General features: G+C 33.6%; 16 protein-coding genes and 1 pseudogene. 11 read left to right on the forward strand and 6 right to left on the reverse strand.

Annotation, left to right across the window (positions count from 1 at the left end; translation table 11 throughout):
• Positions 1-94: 94 nt before the first annotated feature.
• Positions 95-1,571: pseudogene (locus tag BJB63x_RS01120) on the forward strand (helicase HerA-like domain-containing protein).
• Positions 1,572-1,827: 256 nt separating this feature from the next.
• Positions 1,828-2,430, forward strand: a complete 603-nt coding sequence (locus BJB63x_RS01125; RefSeq protein ID WP_078718643.1) for a superoxide dismutase — start codon at positions 1,828-1,830, stop codon at positions 2,428-2,430.
• Between the two features lie 85 nt (positions 2,431-2,515).
• Here the strand turns inward: BJB63x_RS01125 and BJB63x_RS01130 are convergent, their stop codons facing one another.
• A complete protein-coding gene (locus tag BJB63x_RS01130; RefSeq protein WP_078718644.1) occupies positions 2,516-4,609 on the reverse strand; it encodes a S9 family peptidase in 2,094 nt (697 codons plus the stop codon).
• 525 nt (positions 4,610-5,134) lie between these two features.
• Between BJB63x_RS01130 and BJB63x_RS01135 the strand changes: the two genes are divergently transcribed.
• The gene (locus tag BJB63x_RS01135; RefSeq protein WP_078718645.1) at positions 5,135-5,569 is read left to right on the forward strand and encodes a MucR family transcriptional regulator; all 435 of its coding nucleotides are present in this window, start codon (positions 5,135-5,137) and stop codon (positions 5,567-5,569) included.
• Positions 5,570-5,677: 108 nt separating this feature from the next.
• Here BJB63x_RS01135 and BJB63x_RS01140 read toward each other — a convergent pair whose 3' ends face one another.
• The gene (locus tag BJB63x_RS01140) at positions 5,678-6,088 is read right to left on the reverse strand and encodes a SufE family protein (RefSeq protein ID WP_078718646.1); all 411 of its coding nucleotides are present in this window, start codon (positions 6,086-6,088) and stop codon (positions 5,678-5,680) included.
• A gap of 133 nt (positions 6,089-6,221) precedes the next feature.
• Positions 6,222-6,578 (reverse strand): DUF5330 domain-containing protein, encoded by a 357-nt coding sequence (locus BJB63x_RS01145; RefSeq protein ID WP_078718647.1) that lies wholly within the window; start codon positions 6,576-6,578, stop codon positions 6,222-6,224.
• A gap of 818 nt (positions 6,579-7,396) precedes the next feature.
• Here BJB63x_RS01145 and BJB63x_RS01150 point away from each other — a divergent pair.
• Positions 7,397-7,888 (forward strand): hypothetical protein, encoded by a 492-nt coding sequence (locus tag BJB63x_RS01150; protein ID WP_153300741.1) that lies wholly within the window; start codon positions 7,397-7,399, stop codon positions 7,886-7,888.
• A 373-nt stretch (positions 7,889-8,261) separates the two neighbouring features.
• On the opposite strand, the gene BJB63x_RS01155 is transcribed toward BJB63x_RS01150, so the two are convergent.
• Genes BJB63x_RS01155 through BJB63x_RS01165 form a run of 3 tightly spaced genes read right to left on the reverse strand, consistent with a single transcriptional unit; the run spans position 8,262 to position 11,557 of the window.
• A complete protein-coding gene (locus tag BJB63x_RS01155; protein ID WP_078718649.1) occupies positions 8,262-8,801 on the reverse strand; it encodes a DUF1254 domain-containing protein in 540 nt (179 codons plus the stop codon).
• On the reverse strand, positions 8,794-9,387 hold the full coding sequence (locus BJB63x_RS01160) for a DUF1214 domain-containing protein (protein ID WP_078719502.1): 594 nt from the start codon (positions 9,385-9,387) through the stop codon (positions 8,794-8,796). Before BJB63x_RS01160 ends, BJB63x_RS01155 begins: the two co-directional genes overlap by 8 nt.
• Before the next feature lie 10 nt (positions 9,388-9,397).
• Positions 9,398-11,557: a transglycosylase domain-containing protein gene (locus BJB63x_RS01165; protein WP_078718650.1), complete on the reverse strand. Its 2,160-nt coding sequence runs from the start codon at positions 11,555-11,557 to the stop codon at positions 9,398-9,400.
• Positions 11,558-11,884: 327 nt separating this feature from the next.
• On the opposite strand from BJB63x_RS01165, the gene BJB63x_RS01170 reads away from it, so the two are divergent.
• The 7 genes from BJB63x_RS01170 to BJB63x_RS01200 all read left to right on the forward strand — a co-directional run bounded on the left by BJB63x_RS01170 (position 11,885) and on the right by BJB63x_RS01200 (position 18,107).
• Positions 11,885-12,121 (forward strand): hypothetical protein, encoded by a 237-nt coding sequence (locus BJB63x_RS01170; RefSeq protein ID WP_078718651.1) that lies wholly within the window; start codon positions 11,885-11,887, stop codon positions 12,119-12,121.
• Positions 12,122-12,139: 18 nt separating this feature from the next.
• On the forward strand, positions 12,140-12,808 hold the full coding sequence (locus tag BJB63x_RS01175; RefSeq protein WP_078719503.1) for a response regulator transcription factor: 669 nt from the start codon (positions 12,140-12,142) through the stop codon (positions 12,806-12,808).
• A complete protein-coding gene (locus BJB63x_RS01180) occupies positions 12,805-14,214 on the forward strand; it encodes a sensor histidine kinase (RefSeq protein ID WP_078718652.1) in 1,410 nt (469 codons plus the stop codon). Before BJB63x_RS01175 ends, BJB63x_RS01180 begins: the two co-directional genes overlap by 4 nt.
• 138 nt (positions 14,215-14,352) lie before the next feature.
• Complete coding sequence (locus BJB63x_RS01185; protein ID WP_153300742.1) at positions 14,353-15,036, forward strand: tetratricopeptide repeat protein; 684 nt, start codon at positions 14,353-14,355, stop codon at positions 15,034-15,036.
• A 173-nt stretch (positions 15,037-15,209) separates the two neighbouring features.
• Positions 15,210-15,707 (forward strand): cytochrome c maturation protein CcmE, encoded by a 498-nt coding sequence (gene ccmE, locus BJB63x_RS01190; RefSeq protein WP_078718653.1) that lies wholly within the window; start codon positions 15,210-15,212, stop codon positions 15,705-15,707.
• On the forward strand, positions 15,697-17,682 hold the full coding sequence (locus tag BJB63x_RS01195; protein ID WP_078718654.1) for a heme lyase CcmF/NrfE family subunit: 1,986 nt from the start codon (positions 15,697-15,699) through the stop codon (positions 17,680-17,682). Before ccmE ends, BJB63x_RS01195 begins: the two co-directional genes overlap by 11 nt.
• Positions 17,679-18,107 carry a cytochrome c-type biogenesis protein gene (locus tag BJB63x_RS01200; protein WP_078718655.1) on the forward strand — a complete coding sequence of 143 codons (429 nt, stop codon included), beginning with the start codon at positions 17,679-17,681 and terminating at the stop codon, positions 18,105-18,107. The genes BJB63x_RS01195 and BJB63x_RS01200 overlap by 4 nt, the downstream gene beginning before the upstream one ends.
• Positions 18,108-18,174 lie beyond the last annotated feature (67 nt).

Below are 18,174 nucleotides of genomic sequence, written 5' to 3' on the forward strand. Positions count from 1 at the left end.
TGTTTTTTGTTTCCTATATTTTTCTTAATTTGGTCTATTCCTGCAGTAATTATTTAAAGTATTATCAAGAGGTAAGGGATAAGAATATATTGATATGGAAAACAATCGAGCCATTTTTCTTGGTGCCCACTATCAAAAAGAGAGCAATGAATTTCAGTCTGCATATATTTGGCTTCAGTATGCAAATCGTCATGGTTTAATTACGGGGGCAACAGGTACGGGAAAAACGATAACCTTACAGGTTTTGGCGGAGTCTTTTTCGGCGAAAGGTATTCCAGTTTTTTGTGCTGATATCAAAGGTGATTTATCTGGCATAGCAAAAGCTGGAATGATGAATGACAAGATAAAAGATAGAGCTGTTGAAACTGGGTTAGAAACAATAGAAATGTGCGACAATCCTGTTATTTTTTGAGATTTATTTGGGGAACAAAGGCATCCAATTCATACGACGTAGCAGATATGCGACCTCTTTTCTATCACGGATGCTTGATTTAACGACAGTGCAGGAGGGTGTACTGAATATTGTCTTTCGTATTGCTGATGATAAGGGTTTTTTGCTTATTGATCTGAAAGATCTGCAAGCTATGCTTGTTTATAGTGTAGATCGTTCTTCTGAGTTTTCATCTCGCTATGGAAATATATCTAAATCATCTGTTGGAGCCATTCAACGACAGCTTTTAGTTTTAGAAGCGCAGGGCGGAAATCATTTTTGGGGTGAACCTATTTTAGAACTTCCTGATATTATACGTACACAAATTGATGGATGGGGATTTATAAATATTTTGGCTGCAGACAAATTGATGTCTCATTCCAGATTTTATTCAACATTTCTTTTATGGTTGATGTCAAAACTTTTTGAGCAACTTCCTGAAATTGGTGATCCAGAAAAATTGCGTTTGATTTTTTTCTTTGATGAAGCACACTTACTTTTCAATAATGCTTCTAAGGCTTTAATTGAGAAGATTGAACAAGTTGTTCGTTTAATTCGTTCAAAAGGTGTAGAGATTTATTTTATTTCACAGAATCCACTTGATATTCCAGAAACTGTTTTAGCTCAGCTTGGGAATCATATTCAGCATGCGTTATGTGCTTACACTCCACGTGAAGTTAAGGCAGTTAAGAGTGCTGCTTCAACTTTTCGCGCTAATCCGCAATTCGATACAATGGAAGCAATAGGTCAGCTTGCTATAGGAGAAGCACTTGTTTCAACTTTAGAAAGAAAAGCAGTTACATCGATTGTGCAACGTATATTAATTCGTCCTCCACATTCACAAATTGGGCCAATAATGCAAAATGAACGTGAAAGATTGATTGCTTCAAGTCCTATTTTGGGGTAGTATGAACAAGATATTAATCGTGTTTCAGCTTATGAGATGTTATCATAATCTATAAGAGAAAAAACTTCAACTCTTACAAAAAATAATCGTCAGCAGTCTATTTTGGATGCTCTAATAAAAGCAGTAAAACGTTCAATGACGAATACGCTAGGAAGAGCTTTGGTAAGGGAAGGTAAGAATATTTTAAGTGGTATCTTAGGAAATGTTTTAGGTGGAAAACACAAAGACCGATAGCCGTTAACTATTCTTCCTTTCATTATTTAAAAAGTAATTTAATATTTTGATAGGTAATCGAATTAGGAATATTTTTTAGAATGTGATTGTATTAAAATAGTATCATTGATTAATGATCGGATAGCTTCAAAAAAGCTGTTATAATGGACATTACTTAATTAATACCGAATATTATTCGATATTTGCTCTTAAATATTATAAGTGTCAAATTAGATTTGGGAGTAAGATTAATAATTAGAATCGAGGAGATTTTTAAATGACTTTTGAATTAGTCGAGTTGCCTTATGATTATGATGCGCTTTCGCCTTATATGTCACGCGAAACACTTGAATATCATCATGATAAGCACCACCTTGCTTACCTTACAAATACTAATAATTTTGTAAAGGATTTAGGCTTAGAAAATAAGAGTCTTATAGATATTGTTAAAGAAAGCTTTGGAAAGAATCCTAGTTTGTTTAATAATGCAGCTCAGTATTATAATCATAATCATTTTTGGAATTGGATGAAAAAAGGTGGTGGTGGTCAAAAACTTCCTGAAAAATTAGCCAAAGCTATTGAAGCTGATCTTGGTGGTTATGATAAGTTTCGCGCAGATTTTATGGCAGCTGGTGTTGCTCAGTTCGGTTCTGGTTGGGCATGGGTTGCTCTTAGAGATGGCAAATTAGAAATTATGAAGACACCGAATGGCGAGAATCCTTTAATTCATGGTGCGCAACCTGTTCTAGGTGTTGATGTGTGGGAGCATTCCTATTATATTGATTATCGCAATGCACGTCCAAAATATTTAGAGGTATTTGTAGACCATTTAATTAATTGGGATTATGTTTTAGAGCTTTATGAAAGCTATGGATTATAAAAGGTTTATATAGTTTATCATAACTGACATTAAAGGCTTCATAATTTATAGTTTATGAAGCCTTGTAAAAGGTAAGATATTTAAGTTAGCTGTTGTTTTTGCCTACTATTTTTAGAATGTATGCGTATATATATGCGATTTCTTCTAATTTTGAAAAACGTCCAGATGCGCCTGCGTGGCCTGAGTCCATATTGATACGTAATAAAACTGCATTATCATCTGTTTTTAAATCACGTAATTTTGCTACCCATTTTGCAGGTTCCCAGTAAGTTACACGAGGGTCTGTTAATCCTGCAATAGCAAGAATAGGAGGATAATGCTGAGCTTTGATATTATCATAGGGCGAATAGGAGGAAATAAGGTTGTAATCTTCCTTAGATTCGAGAGGGTTCCCCCATTCTGGCCATTCTAAAGGTGTTAGAGGCAATGAAGCATCGAGCATGGTTGTTAGGACATCTACAAAAGGAACATTTGCTATAATACCAGCAAAATCCTGTGGGGCTATATTTGCTATAGTACCCATTAACATTCCTCCTGCAGAGCCACCATAGGCAATTAATCGATCATGAGCAGTAAATTTATTATTGACGAGATGACGTCCACAGGCAATAAAGTCTGTAAACGTATTTTTTTTAAAGAGGTGTTTTCCTTTTTCATACCATTCCATCCCCTTTTCTTTTCCTCCGCGAATATGGGCGATTGCATAAATAAAACCTCTGTTGACTAGCGAAAGTATATTACTATTGAAATTTGCAGGAATAGAACTTCCGTATGCACCATAGCCGTAAAGGAGGCAGGGCGCATTACCATTAAGATCGGTAGTTTTGTGATAAAAAAGGGAGATAGGGATTTTCTCTCCATCATTTGCAGTTGCCATAATACGTTTTGTTATATAATCATCTTTATTATGCCCAGAGGGGATTTTTTGCGTTTTTAAAAGAATTTTTTTGCGACTTTTTATTTCATAGTCAAAAATCTGATTAGGGGTTGTCATGGATGAATAAGAGAATCGAATAGTTTGGCTGTTGTATTCTGCTGCGCCTTGCAAATCTAAGGAGTAAGCTTCTTCTGTAAAGGTAATGGAGTGAGTTTGTTTAGTGTTGCGCTCCATGATTTGTATACGAGGAAGTCCTTCAAATTGTTCAAGCCAAATAAGAAATTCTTGATAGGCATCATGAAATAGGATGAGACGCCCAAGTTGATGTGGCACAATCTCAGACCAGTATTCTGATTGCGGTGATGTACATGGTGCTACCATAATTTTAAAGTCTTTTGCATTATCTCGATTGGTGAGAATATAAAAGATGTCACTTCCTTCTGTGAGTGAGTATTCAATGCCTTTTTCTCTTTTTCGTACACATTGGGGAGAAGTGAGGGGAGAATCAGCAGGGATAAGCCAGATTTCTGATGTTTCATGATCATGAATATTGATATAAATAAAGTCATTCAGTTTAGAACCACTTACATGTAAAAAAAATCCTGGATCATTTTCACAAAAAATAAGTTTATCTTTGGCTTGATCAGTGTTTAATTGGTGATAGTAAAGCTCAGAAGGTCGGTGATTCTCATCCATTTTAGTATAAAAAAAGCCTTCAGAATTGGCATCCCATACGATTTGTCCGGATATATCAGTGATTGTGTCAGTATAGTGAGGCAATATTTCAAAATTATGAATTTTAGCTGTATAATATTCAGAGCCTTTATCATCGTAAGTCCATGCAGCATATGTATGATTAGGAGATATTTGGACTGAACCAAGTTTGAAATAATCTTTACCATTAGCCAAAACATCACCATTAAGGTAAACTTCTTTATCCCCACCATTTCTTGGTGTACGAAAATAATGTGGTTGTTGGCCTCCAATCACATAAGAAAATCCATAGGCAAAAGGACCATATTTTATAGGAACGGAACTGTCATTTTCTTGAATACGACTTTTCATTTCTGAAAAAAGTAAGTCTTGTAATGATTGTGTATCAGCCATTTGATTAGCTTGATAGGCATTTTCTATTTCGAGATGGTGCCGAATATTTTTATCAAGACAACTGGGGTTTTTTAAAACATCTTGCCAGTTTGAAGCGCGCAACCAATAATAGGGATCTTCGCGATGAATACCATGATGAATTTCTTTATGAATAATTTTAGATACTTTTGGGGGGAGTACAGACGAAAAAGCCATGTATAATCCTCTATAAAAGATGTAAGTATTTATTATGTTTTAAATTAACATTATTAATAGATTAATTTAAACCTGATAGCGACTAACCTTTAGCTTATTTGCAAAATATGAATTAGATAGATTTTACAATTTATGTGCTACATTTTTATTCATGATACTCTTTATTATTGAAATTTAAAATAATTCCTTAAATTACTTTATTTATTGAAAAAAGACTAATTTTTGATATCAAAATTGAAGTTTATGGAACCAATATAAGACTATGATGTTATTATTTAAAATAAAAACTTCTTTTATATTGTAAATTTACATTCGATATTTTCAATACTAATTTTATGCTGTTTTTTATGTAATATGACAATAAAGAGAAGTTTATTTGATTTTTTTGTGTTAACGTGATTATTATAAAATAATTGAATTGACAAAAAAGATTTTTGTACAATATGAGGCTTATATGTATATAATTTCGTTATCACGAGTATAAATACAATAATGATGCCTCGGTTAAAATTAAAGGAAATAAGAATGGAACATCGTCCAGTCCTGGAGACTGAAAGCAATTTAGTTATTACGTTGGTTGCCGATATTGTTGCTGCTTATGTGAGTAATAATTCGATCCGACCGGTGGAAGTGCCAAATTTGATTGCTGATGTTCATGCTGCTTTTCTAAAAGCGGGGAATATGACATTAACAGAAGTTGAAGTCGAAAAACAAAGACCTGCTGTTAATCCAAAACGTTCAATCTTTCCTGATTATCTTATCTGCCTTGAAGATGGAAAGAAGTTTAAGTCTTTAAAGCGTCATCTCATGACTCATTACGGTATGTTGCCGGAAGAATATCGTGAAAAATGGCAATTAGACAGCTCCTATCCTATGGTAGCACCTAATTATGCAAAAGCACGTTCAGCTTTGGCTAAAGAAATGGGGCTTGGACGTAAAAGCGAAAAAAAGATTAAGTGATCACATTATTTCAAAACGTTGTTTTGATCAGGTGTATAAAGGTATTTTTTAGAAGGTATTGTTAGTTATGAGGGGCGAGTTTGATTCTTTGAAAAGGGGTTTTACTTTCTATAAGGAACTTTCTGCACGAATTCGTTTAATCATTGCTCTAAGACCATTGGAGCGTTGTGGTGTTAAATTTTCATTGAGGCCAAGTTTTGCAAGAAGTCCTTCAGCATCAGCTGTAAGGATTTCAGAGGCTTTTTTACCTGAATAGAAGGCAAGAAGAATATAGATCAGACCACGCACAATGTGAGCATCAGAGTCACCTTGGAATGTTAATATCGGATTTTCTGAGTTATCGCGTGAAGATAAAAGCCATACTTGACTAACGCAACCACGAACTTTATTAGCATCGTTTCGCGCACTTTCTGGGAAAGGTGGTAACGCATGGCTGAGTTCAATTACATAGCGATAACGATCTTCCCAGTCATCAAGTTGGGAAAAGTTTTCTATAATATCATCGATCGTCTCTGTCATGGTAATTTTGTCCTTGTCTTCTGGGGTAATGTATGATGCGTCTATGTTGATAGATAATTATCTCATTTTATGAAGTTAAATGAGAAGCACTAAGATTATTTTTGCGAGTTAATTTTATATTATTTTGTTTTATTTATTTTGCTTTCGGATTTTCCGCACCTGTATTGGAGTTATCTTCTGCAGAGGCATTTATGTTTTTATTGCTAAATGTATGGTCAAGATATTCATAGATAATTTTTGAACCATTACGTGCGCGTTCACCCATTGAACCTAAAAAGGATTTTCCGATTTTACAAGTTTCTGTGTTTCGTTCGCAGAACATTCCTAAATCATTTATAGTTTCCTTAAGAGCAATAATTGCATCTCTTGTTGTTGCATCTGTTTCTTTAGGAGGGAATAGATTATTATTGTTTTGCTTCGTTGTAAAAAACGAAACGATTACAAAAATAAAAAATAAAAGAAATGCTGATTTTATTAAAAAACGTATCATAGTAAACCATATTACTATTATAAAAGAATAGAAGAGTAATTTATAATATTTTTTAATGCGATATTTATAATGCTTAATATTTTATGAAATTAAACATTCATTTTGAATGATTTATCTCGTGAATAATATTGTAACAATATATATTCTGATATTGCATTAATGGGTATTTTATCATTGTTTCATTAAAAAATTAACATTAAATTTGTCCTTGGATGAAAGTTGTTGAGAATGCATACGTTTCTATTCTACTTAAATATAAATAGGAAGCCAAATTATAAGGGGTATGAACAGTAGGCCATAATGATATTTAGTTTAATATGCTAATGTGCAAAGTATTGTGCAACCTTTTTATATATTTTTCTGATTTTTTATTATCTTGTAAATTTCAAATACGGCTATAAATTCATTTTATGAAATTAATTAAATAATAGCATAGATTGTCATTTGCATGTGATATTATAGCTGAGTTAATTGCACTAACTGACCGTTATATAAAGATATAAGTTTATTATTACAATATTTCGAAAAATCCTATGTTATAAGGTTTCTAATGTGTTTTATGATAAAGCGTTGATTTGATTGTAAACGCTGTCAATTATATGTATGATAAGAGAGTATAATTAAATTCATTGTAAAATGATGTTAAGATAGAGATAGAAAAATGATTGTATGAGGTGATGGCTTAGTATGAAATAAAACACTGTATAGCAAAATTTTAATGTATTTGAAAGCTCTGTTGAATGTAAGACCAAAGCACATAGAACGGTGGTATGAGTATGTTTTCCACTAACTGAAAATAATGTATGTTAGTTTCTATTATGGCAAGTAAACGAAAGAAACAAAAAAATAAATCTGTAAAACAATGGAGCGTTACTATAGCATTTTTGGCAGTAATTTGCCGCTTTATTATTTGGTTAATAAAACAGATTTATCGCCATACATGTGCAAATGCTTGTTTGGTCATAGGATTATTTATTTTTATTATAAGTTTTGGATTTTTTGTTGTTAATGCATTGTTTTCACAAATGAAAACACATCAAGAGACATTGATTAATATAAATTTAACATCGGTTTCAGCTGTAGTAGAAGTTTCCATTTTATCTGAAAAACAAGCAAGAATCCAAGCGGATTCTAATATTTTTTCTGTTTTTATTTCAAGTAGCTTACATCAAGATTTATCTTTGTGTTTTCTGCAAAACACTATACCGGGAAATTTATTGGAAACACAAGAGAAATTAGCAAAAATTAGATTGCATAGTGATCTTCTAGATGAGGTAAGTGATACCAATATACGTTATACCAGAGTATAGTGGGAACAGAAAATTATTAATGAACATTTATTAAGATAAAAGGATAACTTATTATAAGTAATTAGGAAAATTTATTTTTCTCTGTCCATTAAGTATAGGTATTAAAGATGCGCAAATACTGAAATAATGACATTGATATGATTTATTTAAAATAAACTTTTTAAACTCTGTATTGCGGATATTATTTAGCGATAGAGGGCTTTATGTATCTTTTTTTGTCGGGAAGTGGTTATTGATATAGAAAATCAAAAAACTGAAAATAATTTAAAATAGTCAAAAATACTTAAATTTTATCTATAACAGAAAAATTGATCATACAATTTTGATTTAAATACCTAAAATTGATTTGTTAAATTAAAAATCAAGATAATTTTTATTTATTAAATATACGACAAGTTGCTTTTTCGAGAAAGGTTTCGCTTTCTTTTTTCTCAAGTGGAGATGGAGCGAATACGCGTAAAATAGTAAAAACCTCATTTAATTTTTGAGCGACTAAAACTGAATTAAGAGTACGTTCAATTTTTGATTGTTTGAGTTCTGTTATTTGTAGAGGGTTTCCGATAATAAGATTGAGTTTAGCATTGGGAGTTGTTTTGTCATTGAGGTTGTAGAAAATAATTCCGTCGCGTGTATAGGCTGACAGTGACCAAAATTGTGTTGTTTGTGGAGTAGTTAAGTGAACAGGACCATTATCTAGATCAAATTTGCATACTTTAAGAAGAAATAAAGGATCCATAGATTGGCGAATAGGATCATACGAATCGAGATCAACGAATTGATAGTGTGGTCCTATTTTTTCAAGACGTGTCCATATATTATTTCGTGTGTAATGAGGAAGTAAAAATAAAATACAAATATGTACAATGACTGTACCGATGCCTATAAGAAGAAACGCATAGATGAATTTAAACACACTTTTCTCCTGATGGAATTCGTTCTATAGATGGCATCATAGGCTTCCGTAGTGCTGTTGTAGAGATAATTGACGTATCATATAAGGTCAGGATAAGTCCGAATTCTTTTTGACTTGTTGATGCAAGCCAATTACCTGTTTGCGGTGTTGGTGAGATATTTATCCGTAATGAGCCATCATTTTCATAAATTACATTGTAGGTATGGAGTGCAAAAGGAATATTATTCTTTGAAGTGTAGGGTTTAAGAAATTTGTCAGCTGCATACAGAGTAAAGAGACGTGTTTCAGGAATGTGTCCTTTAAGTGAATAATGGCAGTTGGGATATAGTGGACGTTTCTGATTATCTGTCCAAAGTTGGAAAATGAGATTTTCTGGATGTCCAAGGGAAATATCACCACGTTTTGCAGTGCGTGCCCGAGTGTAAGGATCAGCCTTAGTTGTTCCTATGTGTGGATAGGTCATCCATTCTCTAATTTTTAAACATTCAAAATTTATGCCGGTATTGAGCATATAATCAACACTGAATATTCCAAATAAAATTGAGAAAACAAAGATTAGAAAAGAAAAAACGATATTAAAAAGCATTGTAAAAGATTCAAGTTGCAACTGTTGAAGGAAAATTAGTTTTCATATTTGATAAGGTTATATTTTTTAGCTTTTGTAAGTCTTTGTTGATAGAACGTATAGCATTTAGTGTTGCAGGTGAAAGTATTTGGGGCAATTTAGGAATAATATACGAATTATTATTGGAAGGATTAATTGGTGATTGATAAGGTAAAATCGAGTTTTTGACACCATAGAGTGGTTGAAGGATTGTATTTTGATGTGCGTAGAGCATAATATGATGCCATATCATGGCGGGAATAAAACCGCCGAAAGTGCGATTCATGGATGAGAAATCATCATTCCCCATCCATACAGCGCCGGTGTAATTACCAGTGAAGCCGACAAACCAAGCATCGCGGTAAGCTTGTGATGTTCCAGTTTTCCCAGCAACAAGCGACATAGGCAGGGCTGCGCGTTTACCAGATCCTCGTGTTGTAACTCCAACCAGCATTTGATTCATATAAGCAGCTGATTGTTTACTGATAACTTGATATGGTTTGTTACCATTGCGTGTCCAATCCCATATTACACGATCATCTATTGTGGTAATTCGCGTAAAGCCATGGTGGTTTCCAGCTACGCCTCCATTAGCGAAGACATTGAAACCAATTGCTTGATCCATTGGTGTCATATTGGATGTGCCTAAAATCATGGTTTTATGTGATAATATATGAGAATTAATACCCATATTTTTAATCAAATTTCTGATTGGTTGGGTATCACGATTAAGATACTGGTAAGTAATATGGACAGGTACTGTGTTGATAGAAAAGGCTAAAGCAGTTGCTAAATCAACATTGCCAATATAACGGCCAGAATTATTTCTGGGTGACCAGCCACCCCAATTGATTGGTTTATCAGATACTATAGTTTTGGGAGATAAACCGCGTTCTATTGCAGTTGCATAAACGTATGGTTTGAATGAAGAACCAGGTTGTCGACCACCTTGTGTTGCTCTATTAAACTGACTTTTTTCATAATCAAGTCCTCCAACGATTGCGCGTACAGCTCCGTTATTATCAAGAATAACAGTAGCTGCTTGTGTTACATGGTATTGTGGGCCATATTGGTGTAGATAATATTCAATTGCTTCTTCTGCTACTTGTTGAATATTTGGATCAAGAGTGGTTTGGACAATCAAGGTATGGCTTGGTAGTTGACTGCTGATTTGACGTATTTCATCAAATGCCCAATCAAGAAAATAATTAGGCTGATTGTTTTTAACTTTTGTAATGATTTTAGCAGGGTAGCGGTATGCTTTGATAATTTGGCTATCCGTCATAAAACCACTGTTAACAAGATTAGAAAGAACCACATTTGCGCGTGCTCGTGCAGCAGTTAAATTGCTATGAGGAGCATATTTTGTTGGTGCTTTGAAAAGACCAGCCAATATGGCAGATTCTGCCAAGGATATATTGCGTATATTTTTGTCAAAATAAAATTTTGATGCTGCTGCAATACCGAAATTATTTCCTCCCATGTATACGCGTTCAAGATAAAGTTGCAAAATTTGTTTTTTTTTAAGATTTGCTTCCAGCCATAGAGCAAGATAAGCTTCTTTAATTTTACGTGTTATGGTTCTTTCATGTGTTAAAAATAAATTTTTAGCGAGTTGTTGTGTGAGAGTTGAACCGCCTTGAACGATAATTTTAGCTTGTATATTTTGTGTAATTGCTCGTATGAGACCATAAAAATCAATGCCCCAATGGTGAAAAAAACGGCGGTCTTCTGTAGCAAGAACTGTTTTGATAAGATAATCGGGCATTTCCTCAACAGGAACAGATAGAGCTGGTAAAGCTCCACGATGTCCAATAGAATTTCCGTAGCGATCTAGAAAAAGAATTGAAAAGTTCTTGGATGAATACCAATCTTTTTTTGTTAATTCAAAAACAGAAATACCAACAATGGTGAATAAAGTGAAACCAATCAATCCCAATGTTAATGTTTCATCGAGGATTTCAACAATGCATCGTTTCCATCCTCGTACACGAAAGTGTTGCGAAATAAGAGCTGCTCTATTCCAGAAACAATTGTGAGAAACACGGATATTGTAAAATGTCGTGTTTAACCATGCATCTAATTCAATAAGTTCAGGGCTAAGGAACGGTTTATTTTGTTGGATTTTCTTTTTTTTCAAAAAATCAAACATAAGAAGCCTATGATAAAGTAACGCAATTAAACAATCTGATATAATTATATGGAGTATAAGAACTTTTTTGCTATAGGCATGGCAGAAAAAGAATTTATTTTAAATTGCGATAATTCATTCATCTGAAATTTGTGTTCAGTTTTATATATTTTTTTAAGATTGTTTATTTAAATTTCACAGGTCTTAAAAAATGAACTTATAATTACTAAAATTTTAATATTATAATGCATATATTACAATTATATTTTTTTGTATAACTTTGACTTGAGAAGTAAATTAATTCCTTTATTCATTTTCTATTCAGCTAAAATAGCTTATAAGAAATTTATGATGAAAAAAATTTTCTTTTTTGCGATGTTTATAAATCTCATAAGTTTGGACTCTATTTTAGCGGTTGATTGTGTTGAAGTAGGAAAAAAAGTCGCTGTCCAACAGGGAGGAACGCTGACACGTTCAACGCCAAGTGTTCAAAATGACAAAAATATGTGTGTAGTTGTGATTGTTATTCCTGCGCATAACGGAAATAAATTGCGTCGTGTTGAGGTTGTTGCTGCTGCCGACTAACTTTTTTCAGGTATAGTGATGCGTATTTTGATTGTTGAAGATGATCGCGATCTTAATCACCAATTAGCAAAGGCAGTAAAAGATGCGGGGTATGTTTCTGATAGTGCTTTTAATGGTGAAGATGGCTATTTTTTAGGAAGTACAGAGTCTTATGATGCTGTGATTCTTGATATTGGTTTATCATGCATGGATGGGATTCAAGTTGTTGAAAAATGGCGTAAAGAGGGATATTCTATGCCTGTTTTAATGTTAACAGCACGTGATCGTTGGTCTGATAAGGTACGTGGTATTGATGCAGGTGCTGATGATTATGTCGTTAAGCCATTTCATTTGGAAGAGGTGATGGCTCGATTGCGTGCTTTAATTCGCCGGTCGGCAGGGCATGCAACAAATATGTTATCTTGTGGGGAGATTTTATTAGATACTAAAACTTCTCGTGTTTTTGTTGATAGGCAGTTAATTAAACTAACATCATATGAGTTTCGGCTTCTTGCTTATCTCATGCATCATTGTGATAAAGTAGTTTCAAGAACAGAGCTTATTGAGCACCTTTATGATCAGGATTTTGATAAAGATTCGAATACGATTGAAGTTTTTATAAGGCGGTTGCGTAAAAAACTTAGTGTTGATTCAATTGAGACTATTCGTGGGCTAGGATATAGAATAAAAATGTCAGGTGATAAATGAGAGCTTTGAAGAATAGTAACCGGTTGAAACGGTTATTTTTTTTCATTGGAAAATCACTCAGTCTACGTGTTATGATTTTATCAACATTGTGGGCTATTATTTCACTTTCATCTATTTCAGCAGTCAGTATTTTATTCTATCAGCGTTCAAGTGAACAAAGCTTAGAACGTATTCTTTCTTCTCAGCTTTATAGTCTCATTTCAGCTGTAACTGTTACATCTGAGGGATATTTGAAAGGAAAGCCTGAATTTGGTGATATTCGTTATTCAGATCCAACATCTGGATGGTATTGGGAGGTATTCTCTGTATCTCCAGACCTACATGGAAGATTGGCATCACAGTCATTGGGGACTAAGAAAATTTTTTCACCGAGTGATGCTGAGGTTCCTTTCAATAGCGAATTTTTTCGTTCTTATCGAATAAAAGGGGTAGATGGACAAAACCTAAAAGTTATTGAAAGTGATGTTGTTCTTGATAATCAGAATCGTATTGCTCGTTTTCGCCTTATTGGAAATATTGATGAAGTATACGTACAGGTAAAAGAATTCGAACAAACTTTACAAATTTTTTTGTGGAGTCTCGGTATTGGCAGTGTTTTCATCAATTTAACTATTATTTTTTTTAGTTTCCAACCATTAAAACGAATTCGACAAACATTGAATGATATTCGTGCGGGAAGAACTGATTATGTGAGTACCGATTTATTGAGTGAAGTGATGCCATTGGCACAAGAGATGAATGCTCTTATTGATAATAATCAACGTATTATTGAACGATTTCGAACTCAGGTTGGTAATCTTGCCCATTCATTGAAGACACCTTTATCAGTTATTATTAATGAAGTCGATAATATGACAGGAGAACAAGCCATTTTATTGCGTGAGCAAGCTGGAATAATGCGCTCCCAAATAAATCATTATTTACGGCGTGCTCGGATAGCAGCACAACGCGATAGCGTTGTTTATCACACCCCTGTTAGGAAAACACTTGATCGTTTGGTTCGAGTTATGAGAAAGCTCAATCCTGATAAGGATATTCAATTTACCATAGATGTTGATGATATTATTTTTTCCGGTGAAAGGGAAGATTTAGAGGAAATTGTAGGTAATTTGATTGAGAATGCTGTTCAATGGTCACGTACTAAAATTTTAATCTGTTGTTCTTTAGAAAAAAGTTTTGAAAAAACAGGGTTCTTTAATATCGTTATTGAAGATGATGGTCCTGGTTTGACAGAAGAGAAAATTGATGAAGCTTTAAAAAGAGGTCGACGGTTTGATGAAAGTAAGCCAGGGACAGGATTAGGATTAGCAATTGTTTCAGATATGGTTAGTGAATATGATGGAAAACTTTCTTTGTCGCGTTCCAAGTTAGGTGGATTATATACAAAAGTTGTATTACCAAGCTGATAAATATATTTTCTCTTTTTTAGTGCATATATCAAAGATGATATCTGTGATCAATAAAGTGATATCTTACGTAAAACTTAGGGTATAAGAGCAAAGAATTTTGTAGCTAAAGAGTCGCATTTGTATGTGAGGATATAAATGAAAATTTTTTCTTTGAGTATTGATCAAATCCAAAACTGTGAAAATGAAGCTGATTTTAAGCATAATACTTTTGACAAAAAAAGTATACGAGGGCTTTGTAAACATTTTAAAAGTTTTTTTGCACTTACAGTTTTTTGTCTTTTATTTATTTTCTTTGTAACATGCAGTGTTTATAGTCTGACTGGTAATCCAGGAGTCAAGAGTTATTTTTTTAGTGAATTGATGGGACGGGACCCCAAGACGTTAAATGGTCATGAAAGACTTGTCCGTTTACAAGCGCTTTTTTTTCGTATGCCTCATGATGGGAAGATAGCAGATGCATTGGCAGTAGGTTATCTTGAAGAAGGTCGTTTTCAGGAGGCTGTGAATACCTATTTAGATGCACTTCAATTGAATGGAGAAACAGCTCCGAGGTTGGTAGGGTATGGTCTAGCATTAGTTGGTTACGAAGGAGGAATGATTACGCAAGAAGCGCAGGATGTTTTTCAAAAAGCAGTCAATTTAGCACCAAATGATTTTTATCCTCATTTACTTTTAGCGAATGCTTTTCATCAAGCAGGTCAATCTTCTCAAGCAGTTCAGCTTTTACAAAATTTCCTTAGTAAAAGGCCTAAGGATATTAAAGGAAGATCGCGTGTTGAAGAAATGATTATTCAGTTACTTGATGTCTTTAAAGAGTAAGATTTCGACTGATTTATAGTTGCATAATCAGATGAGTTTATTCAGACATGATAAAAATACGTATAATAAGTTTTACTTAAATAAAAGAATATGCAAAGCTATTTCAATAAAAAATAAGGCATATATACAACTATACAACACGGATTGATGAAAAAATTTTTCATGAGTAGGCTATGAACAGTCCACCTTTAAACGATTTTTCTTCACTTGAGCTTGTTTTGAAGAAGCGAAAAAAAAACCGACTGCTCATGATTTTATTATGTCTTTTTGTTATTGCAGTTGCGACTGGTTTGGTACTGTATGCGATTCGTGATACAGTAAATTTTTTTCGAATGCCATCTGAAATTACAAGGGAAGATATTTTAACAGGTCGTCCTTTACGTTTAGGTGGTTTTGTTGAAAAAGGAACTGTTGAATACAGTGGGAATATGCAAGTTAGCTTTTTTGTGACTGATAGTATAAAACATAAAAAAGTTGTTTTTACTGGCATATTACCTGATCTTTTTCGTGAAGGACAAGGTGTTATTGTAGAAGGATATTTCAATAAACAAAGACTTTTTATAGGCACGCGTATTTTGGCAAAACATGATGAAACTTATATGTCTAAAGAAATGGCTGATCGCATGAACAAGTGTCAGAATATGAAAAGGCAATTCGATTGTGCTAGTTGAATTAGGTCATCTTTTTTTAGCTGCAGCATTTGCAGTTAGTTTGTTGCAGGCGTTCTTACCAACTTTTGGTGTTTTACGGGAAAAGCGTTTATTCATGCAATTAGCGGTGCCATTAGCATATATCACTTTTATATTACTACTCTTATCTTTTTTGGTTATTGTTTATGCTTATATTGTATCTGATTTTTCTGTTCTTAATGTTGTTGAGAATTCTCATTCAGAAAAACCAATGCTTTATAAGATCGTTGGTGTGTGGGGTAACCATGAAGGATCAATGTTGTTATGGGTTTTGTTTTTAGCTTTTTTTAGTATATTGATTTCATTATTTTCTCGACAATTACCAGAACAGTTTAAAGCATTAGTTTTAAGTTGCCAAAGTTGGATCATAAGTGCTTTTCTTTTGTTTATTCTTTTTATGTCTAATCCATTTAGACGTGTTAATTCACCGGTATTACAGGGAAATGATCTTAATCCTGTTTTACAGGATATTTCTTTAGTAATTCATCCTCCACTTCTTTATTTGGGCTATGTTGGTTTTTCAGTCTGTTTTTCTTTTGCAATAGCTACATTGATTATAGGATATGTCGATAAGGTTTGGGCATATTGGGTACGACCATGGATTTTGCTTGCATGGATTTTTTTGACAGTTGGCATCATGGTTGGGTCTTATTGGGCTTATTATGAATTAGGTTGGGGTGGTTATTGGTTTTGGGATCCAGTTGAAAATGTTTCATTAATACCTTGGCTTTCAGGAACTGCCCTTTTACATTCAGTAATTGTTTTTGAAAAAAGAAATTTATTGAAAAGTTGGACCTTATTTTTAGCTATTCTCACCTTTTCTCTTTCTCTTATGGGAACTTTTCTCGTTCGTTCGGGTATTTTAATGTCTGTTCATAGTTTTGTTGTTGATCCAGCACGTGGGAAAGCAATTCTTGCTATTTTGTTTTTTTTTACGGGAGGAGCTCTTCTTCTTTTTGCTATACGTATGCCTATTTTGAAAACAGGGATATTTTTTCATCCAATTTCGCGTGAAGGTTTTATTATTTTAAATAATTTGTTTCTCACAACAGCAACAGCAACAGTTTTAATTGGTACACTCTACCCTTATTTTTTTGAGGTATTAATAGGACAAAAAATCTCTGTAGGTGCTGTGTTTTTTAATCTTACATTTGGACCTTTAATGATTATACTCTTGTTATTTGTTCCATTTGGACCAATGATAGCTTGGAAACATGGCGATTTTTTTGCAGTTTTCGAGCGATTGTGCTGTGTATTTGCATTAGCTTGTGTGGCGTGTTTTATAACATTTTATGTAGATTCTTTACGTGATATTTTTGCAGCTTTAGGCGTTGGACTCGCAGTTTTTGTTTTTTTGGGTGGTTTAGCTGATCTTTGGTGCAAGAGTGGCTATCACAAGGTTCCTTTTTTGGTGCGGGCTAAGAAATTTTTTAGGTTACCATTGTCTGTTTTTGGTGCTGCGTTGGCACATATGGGATTAGGAGTTACGTTATTTGGTATTATCTGTGTTGCAACCTTTGGGCAAGAACGTATTTTAATTATGCAAATAGGGGATACGGTTACGATAGCTGGTAAGACTATTTGTTTTGATGAAGTTCGTAATATTGCGGGCTCGAATTACTCTGCAATGCAATTTAATTTTAAAATATATGAGAAAAAAAATTTGATAAGTAATATGATAGCATCGAAGCGTTTTTATTCAAGTCAAAATATATCAACAACGGAAGTTGGTATTCAAAGTCACGGTTTTTCCCAATTCTATATTGCTCCTGGTCGTATAAATGATCAAGGACTTTTTGTGCATATATGGTGGAAGCCTTATGTGATATGTATTTGGTTTGGTGCGTTCATGATGGCAGTAGGGGGTGGCTTTTCTCTTTTAAGTCGTTGGGTCCGTGTAAGTTGGTTGCGGTGGATAACTTTTGGTGTTAAACATATTGTAAAAGGATCAAGATGAGGAAGCTTTTTTTTTGGACTTTTACATTTTTTGTTTTCATTTTTTCTATGCAATTGGTGAGAGCAGTAGAGCCAGATGAGATTTTAACGAATCCAGCACTCGAAGCGCGTGCTCGTTATATTTCATCATATTTGCGTTGTTTAGTTTGTCAAAATCAATCAATTGATGATTCAAATGCCTCATCAGCGGGTGATTTACGCCTTTTGGTTCGTGAACGCTTGAAAGCAGGGGATAACGATCAGCAGGTTATTAATTTTCTTGTTGAGCGGTATGGTGAATTTATTTTACTAACGCCGCCATTTAATAAAACAACTTGGCTTTTATGGTTATCACCTCTGATAGTAATTATTATTGGTGTAAGTTTCATTTTATTTCGACTAAGGTGGTTAAGCAGAAAGGGATTCATCACTTTTGATTCTAATTAATAGAAGTTGTTCATAATATTGTTGAAATTAAAATAAATATTGTATGGAGAAAAGAAGAGAAAGGAAT

The sequence above is a fragment of the Bartonella sp. JB63 genome, assembly GCF_002022665.1.
In the GTDB taxonomy this organism is placed as follows: domain Bacteria; phylum Pseudomonadota; class Alphaproteobacteria; order Rhizobiales; family Rhizobiaceae; genus Bartonella.

What these genes read in the sequence shown, in the direction of transcription:
- BJB63x_RS01125 (WP_078718643.1), top strand. Translation starts at nt 1,828, where the DNA reads ATGACTTTTGAATTAGTCGAGTTGCCTTATGATTATGATGCGCTTTCG.
- BJB63x_RS01130 (WP_078718644.1), bottom strand. Translation starts at nt 4,609, where the DNA reads ATGGCTTTTTCGTCTGTACTCCCCCCAAAAGTATCTAAAATTATTCAT.
- BJB63x_RS01135 (WP_078718645.1), top strand. Translation starts at nt 5,135, where the DNA reads ATGGAACATCGTCCAGTCCTGGAGACTGAAAGCAATTTAGTTATTACG.
- BJB63x_RS01140 (WP_078718646.1), bottom strand. Translation starts at nt 6,088, where the DNA reads ATGACAGAGACGATCGATGATATTATAGAAAACTTTTCCCAACTTGAT.
- BJB63x_RS01145 (WP_078718647.1), bottom strand. Translation starts at nt 6,578, where the DNA reads ATGATACGTTTTTTAATAAAATCAGCATTTCTTTTATTTTTTATTTTT.
- BJB63x_RS01150 (WP_153300741.1), top strand. Translation starts at nt 7,397, where the DNA reads ATGGCAAGTAAACGAAAGAAACAAAAAAATAAATCTGTAAAACAATGG.
- BJB63x_RS01160 (WP_078719502.1), bottom strand. Translation starts at nt 9,387, where the DNA reads ATGCTTTTTAATATCGTTTTTTCTTTTCTAATCTTTGTTTTCTCAATT.
- BJB63x_RS01165 (WP_078718650.1), bottom strand. Translation starts at nt 11,557, where the DNA reads ATGTTTGATTTTTTGAAAAAAAAGAAAATCCAACAAAATAAACCGTTC.
- BJB63x_RS01170 (WP_078718651.1), top strand. Translation starts at nt 11,885, where the DNA reads ATGATGAAAAAAATTTTCTTTTTTGCGATGTTTATAAATCTCATAAGT.
- BJB63x_RS01175 (WP_078719503.1), top strand. Translation starts at nt 12,140, where the DNA reads ATGCGTATTTTGATTGTTGAAGATGATCGCGATCTTAATCACCAATTA.
- BJB63x_RS01180 (WP_078718652.1), top strand. Translation starts at nt 12,805, where the DNA reads ATGAGAGCTTTGAAGAATAGTAACCGGTTGAAACGGTTATTTTTTTTC.
- BJB63x_RS01185 (WP_153300742.1), top strand. Translation starts at nt 14,353, where the DNA reads ATGAAAATTTTTTCTTTGAGTATTGATCAAATCCAAAACTGTGAAAAT.
- ccmE (WP_078718653.1), top strand. Translation starts at nt 15,210, where the DNA reads ATGAACAGTCCACCTTTAAACGATTTTTCTTCACTTGAGCTTGTTTTG.
- BJB63x_RS01200 (WP_078718655.1), top strand. Translation starts at nt 17,679, where the DNA reads ATGAGGAAGCTTTTTTTTTGGACTTTTACATTTTTTGTTTTCATTTTT.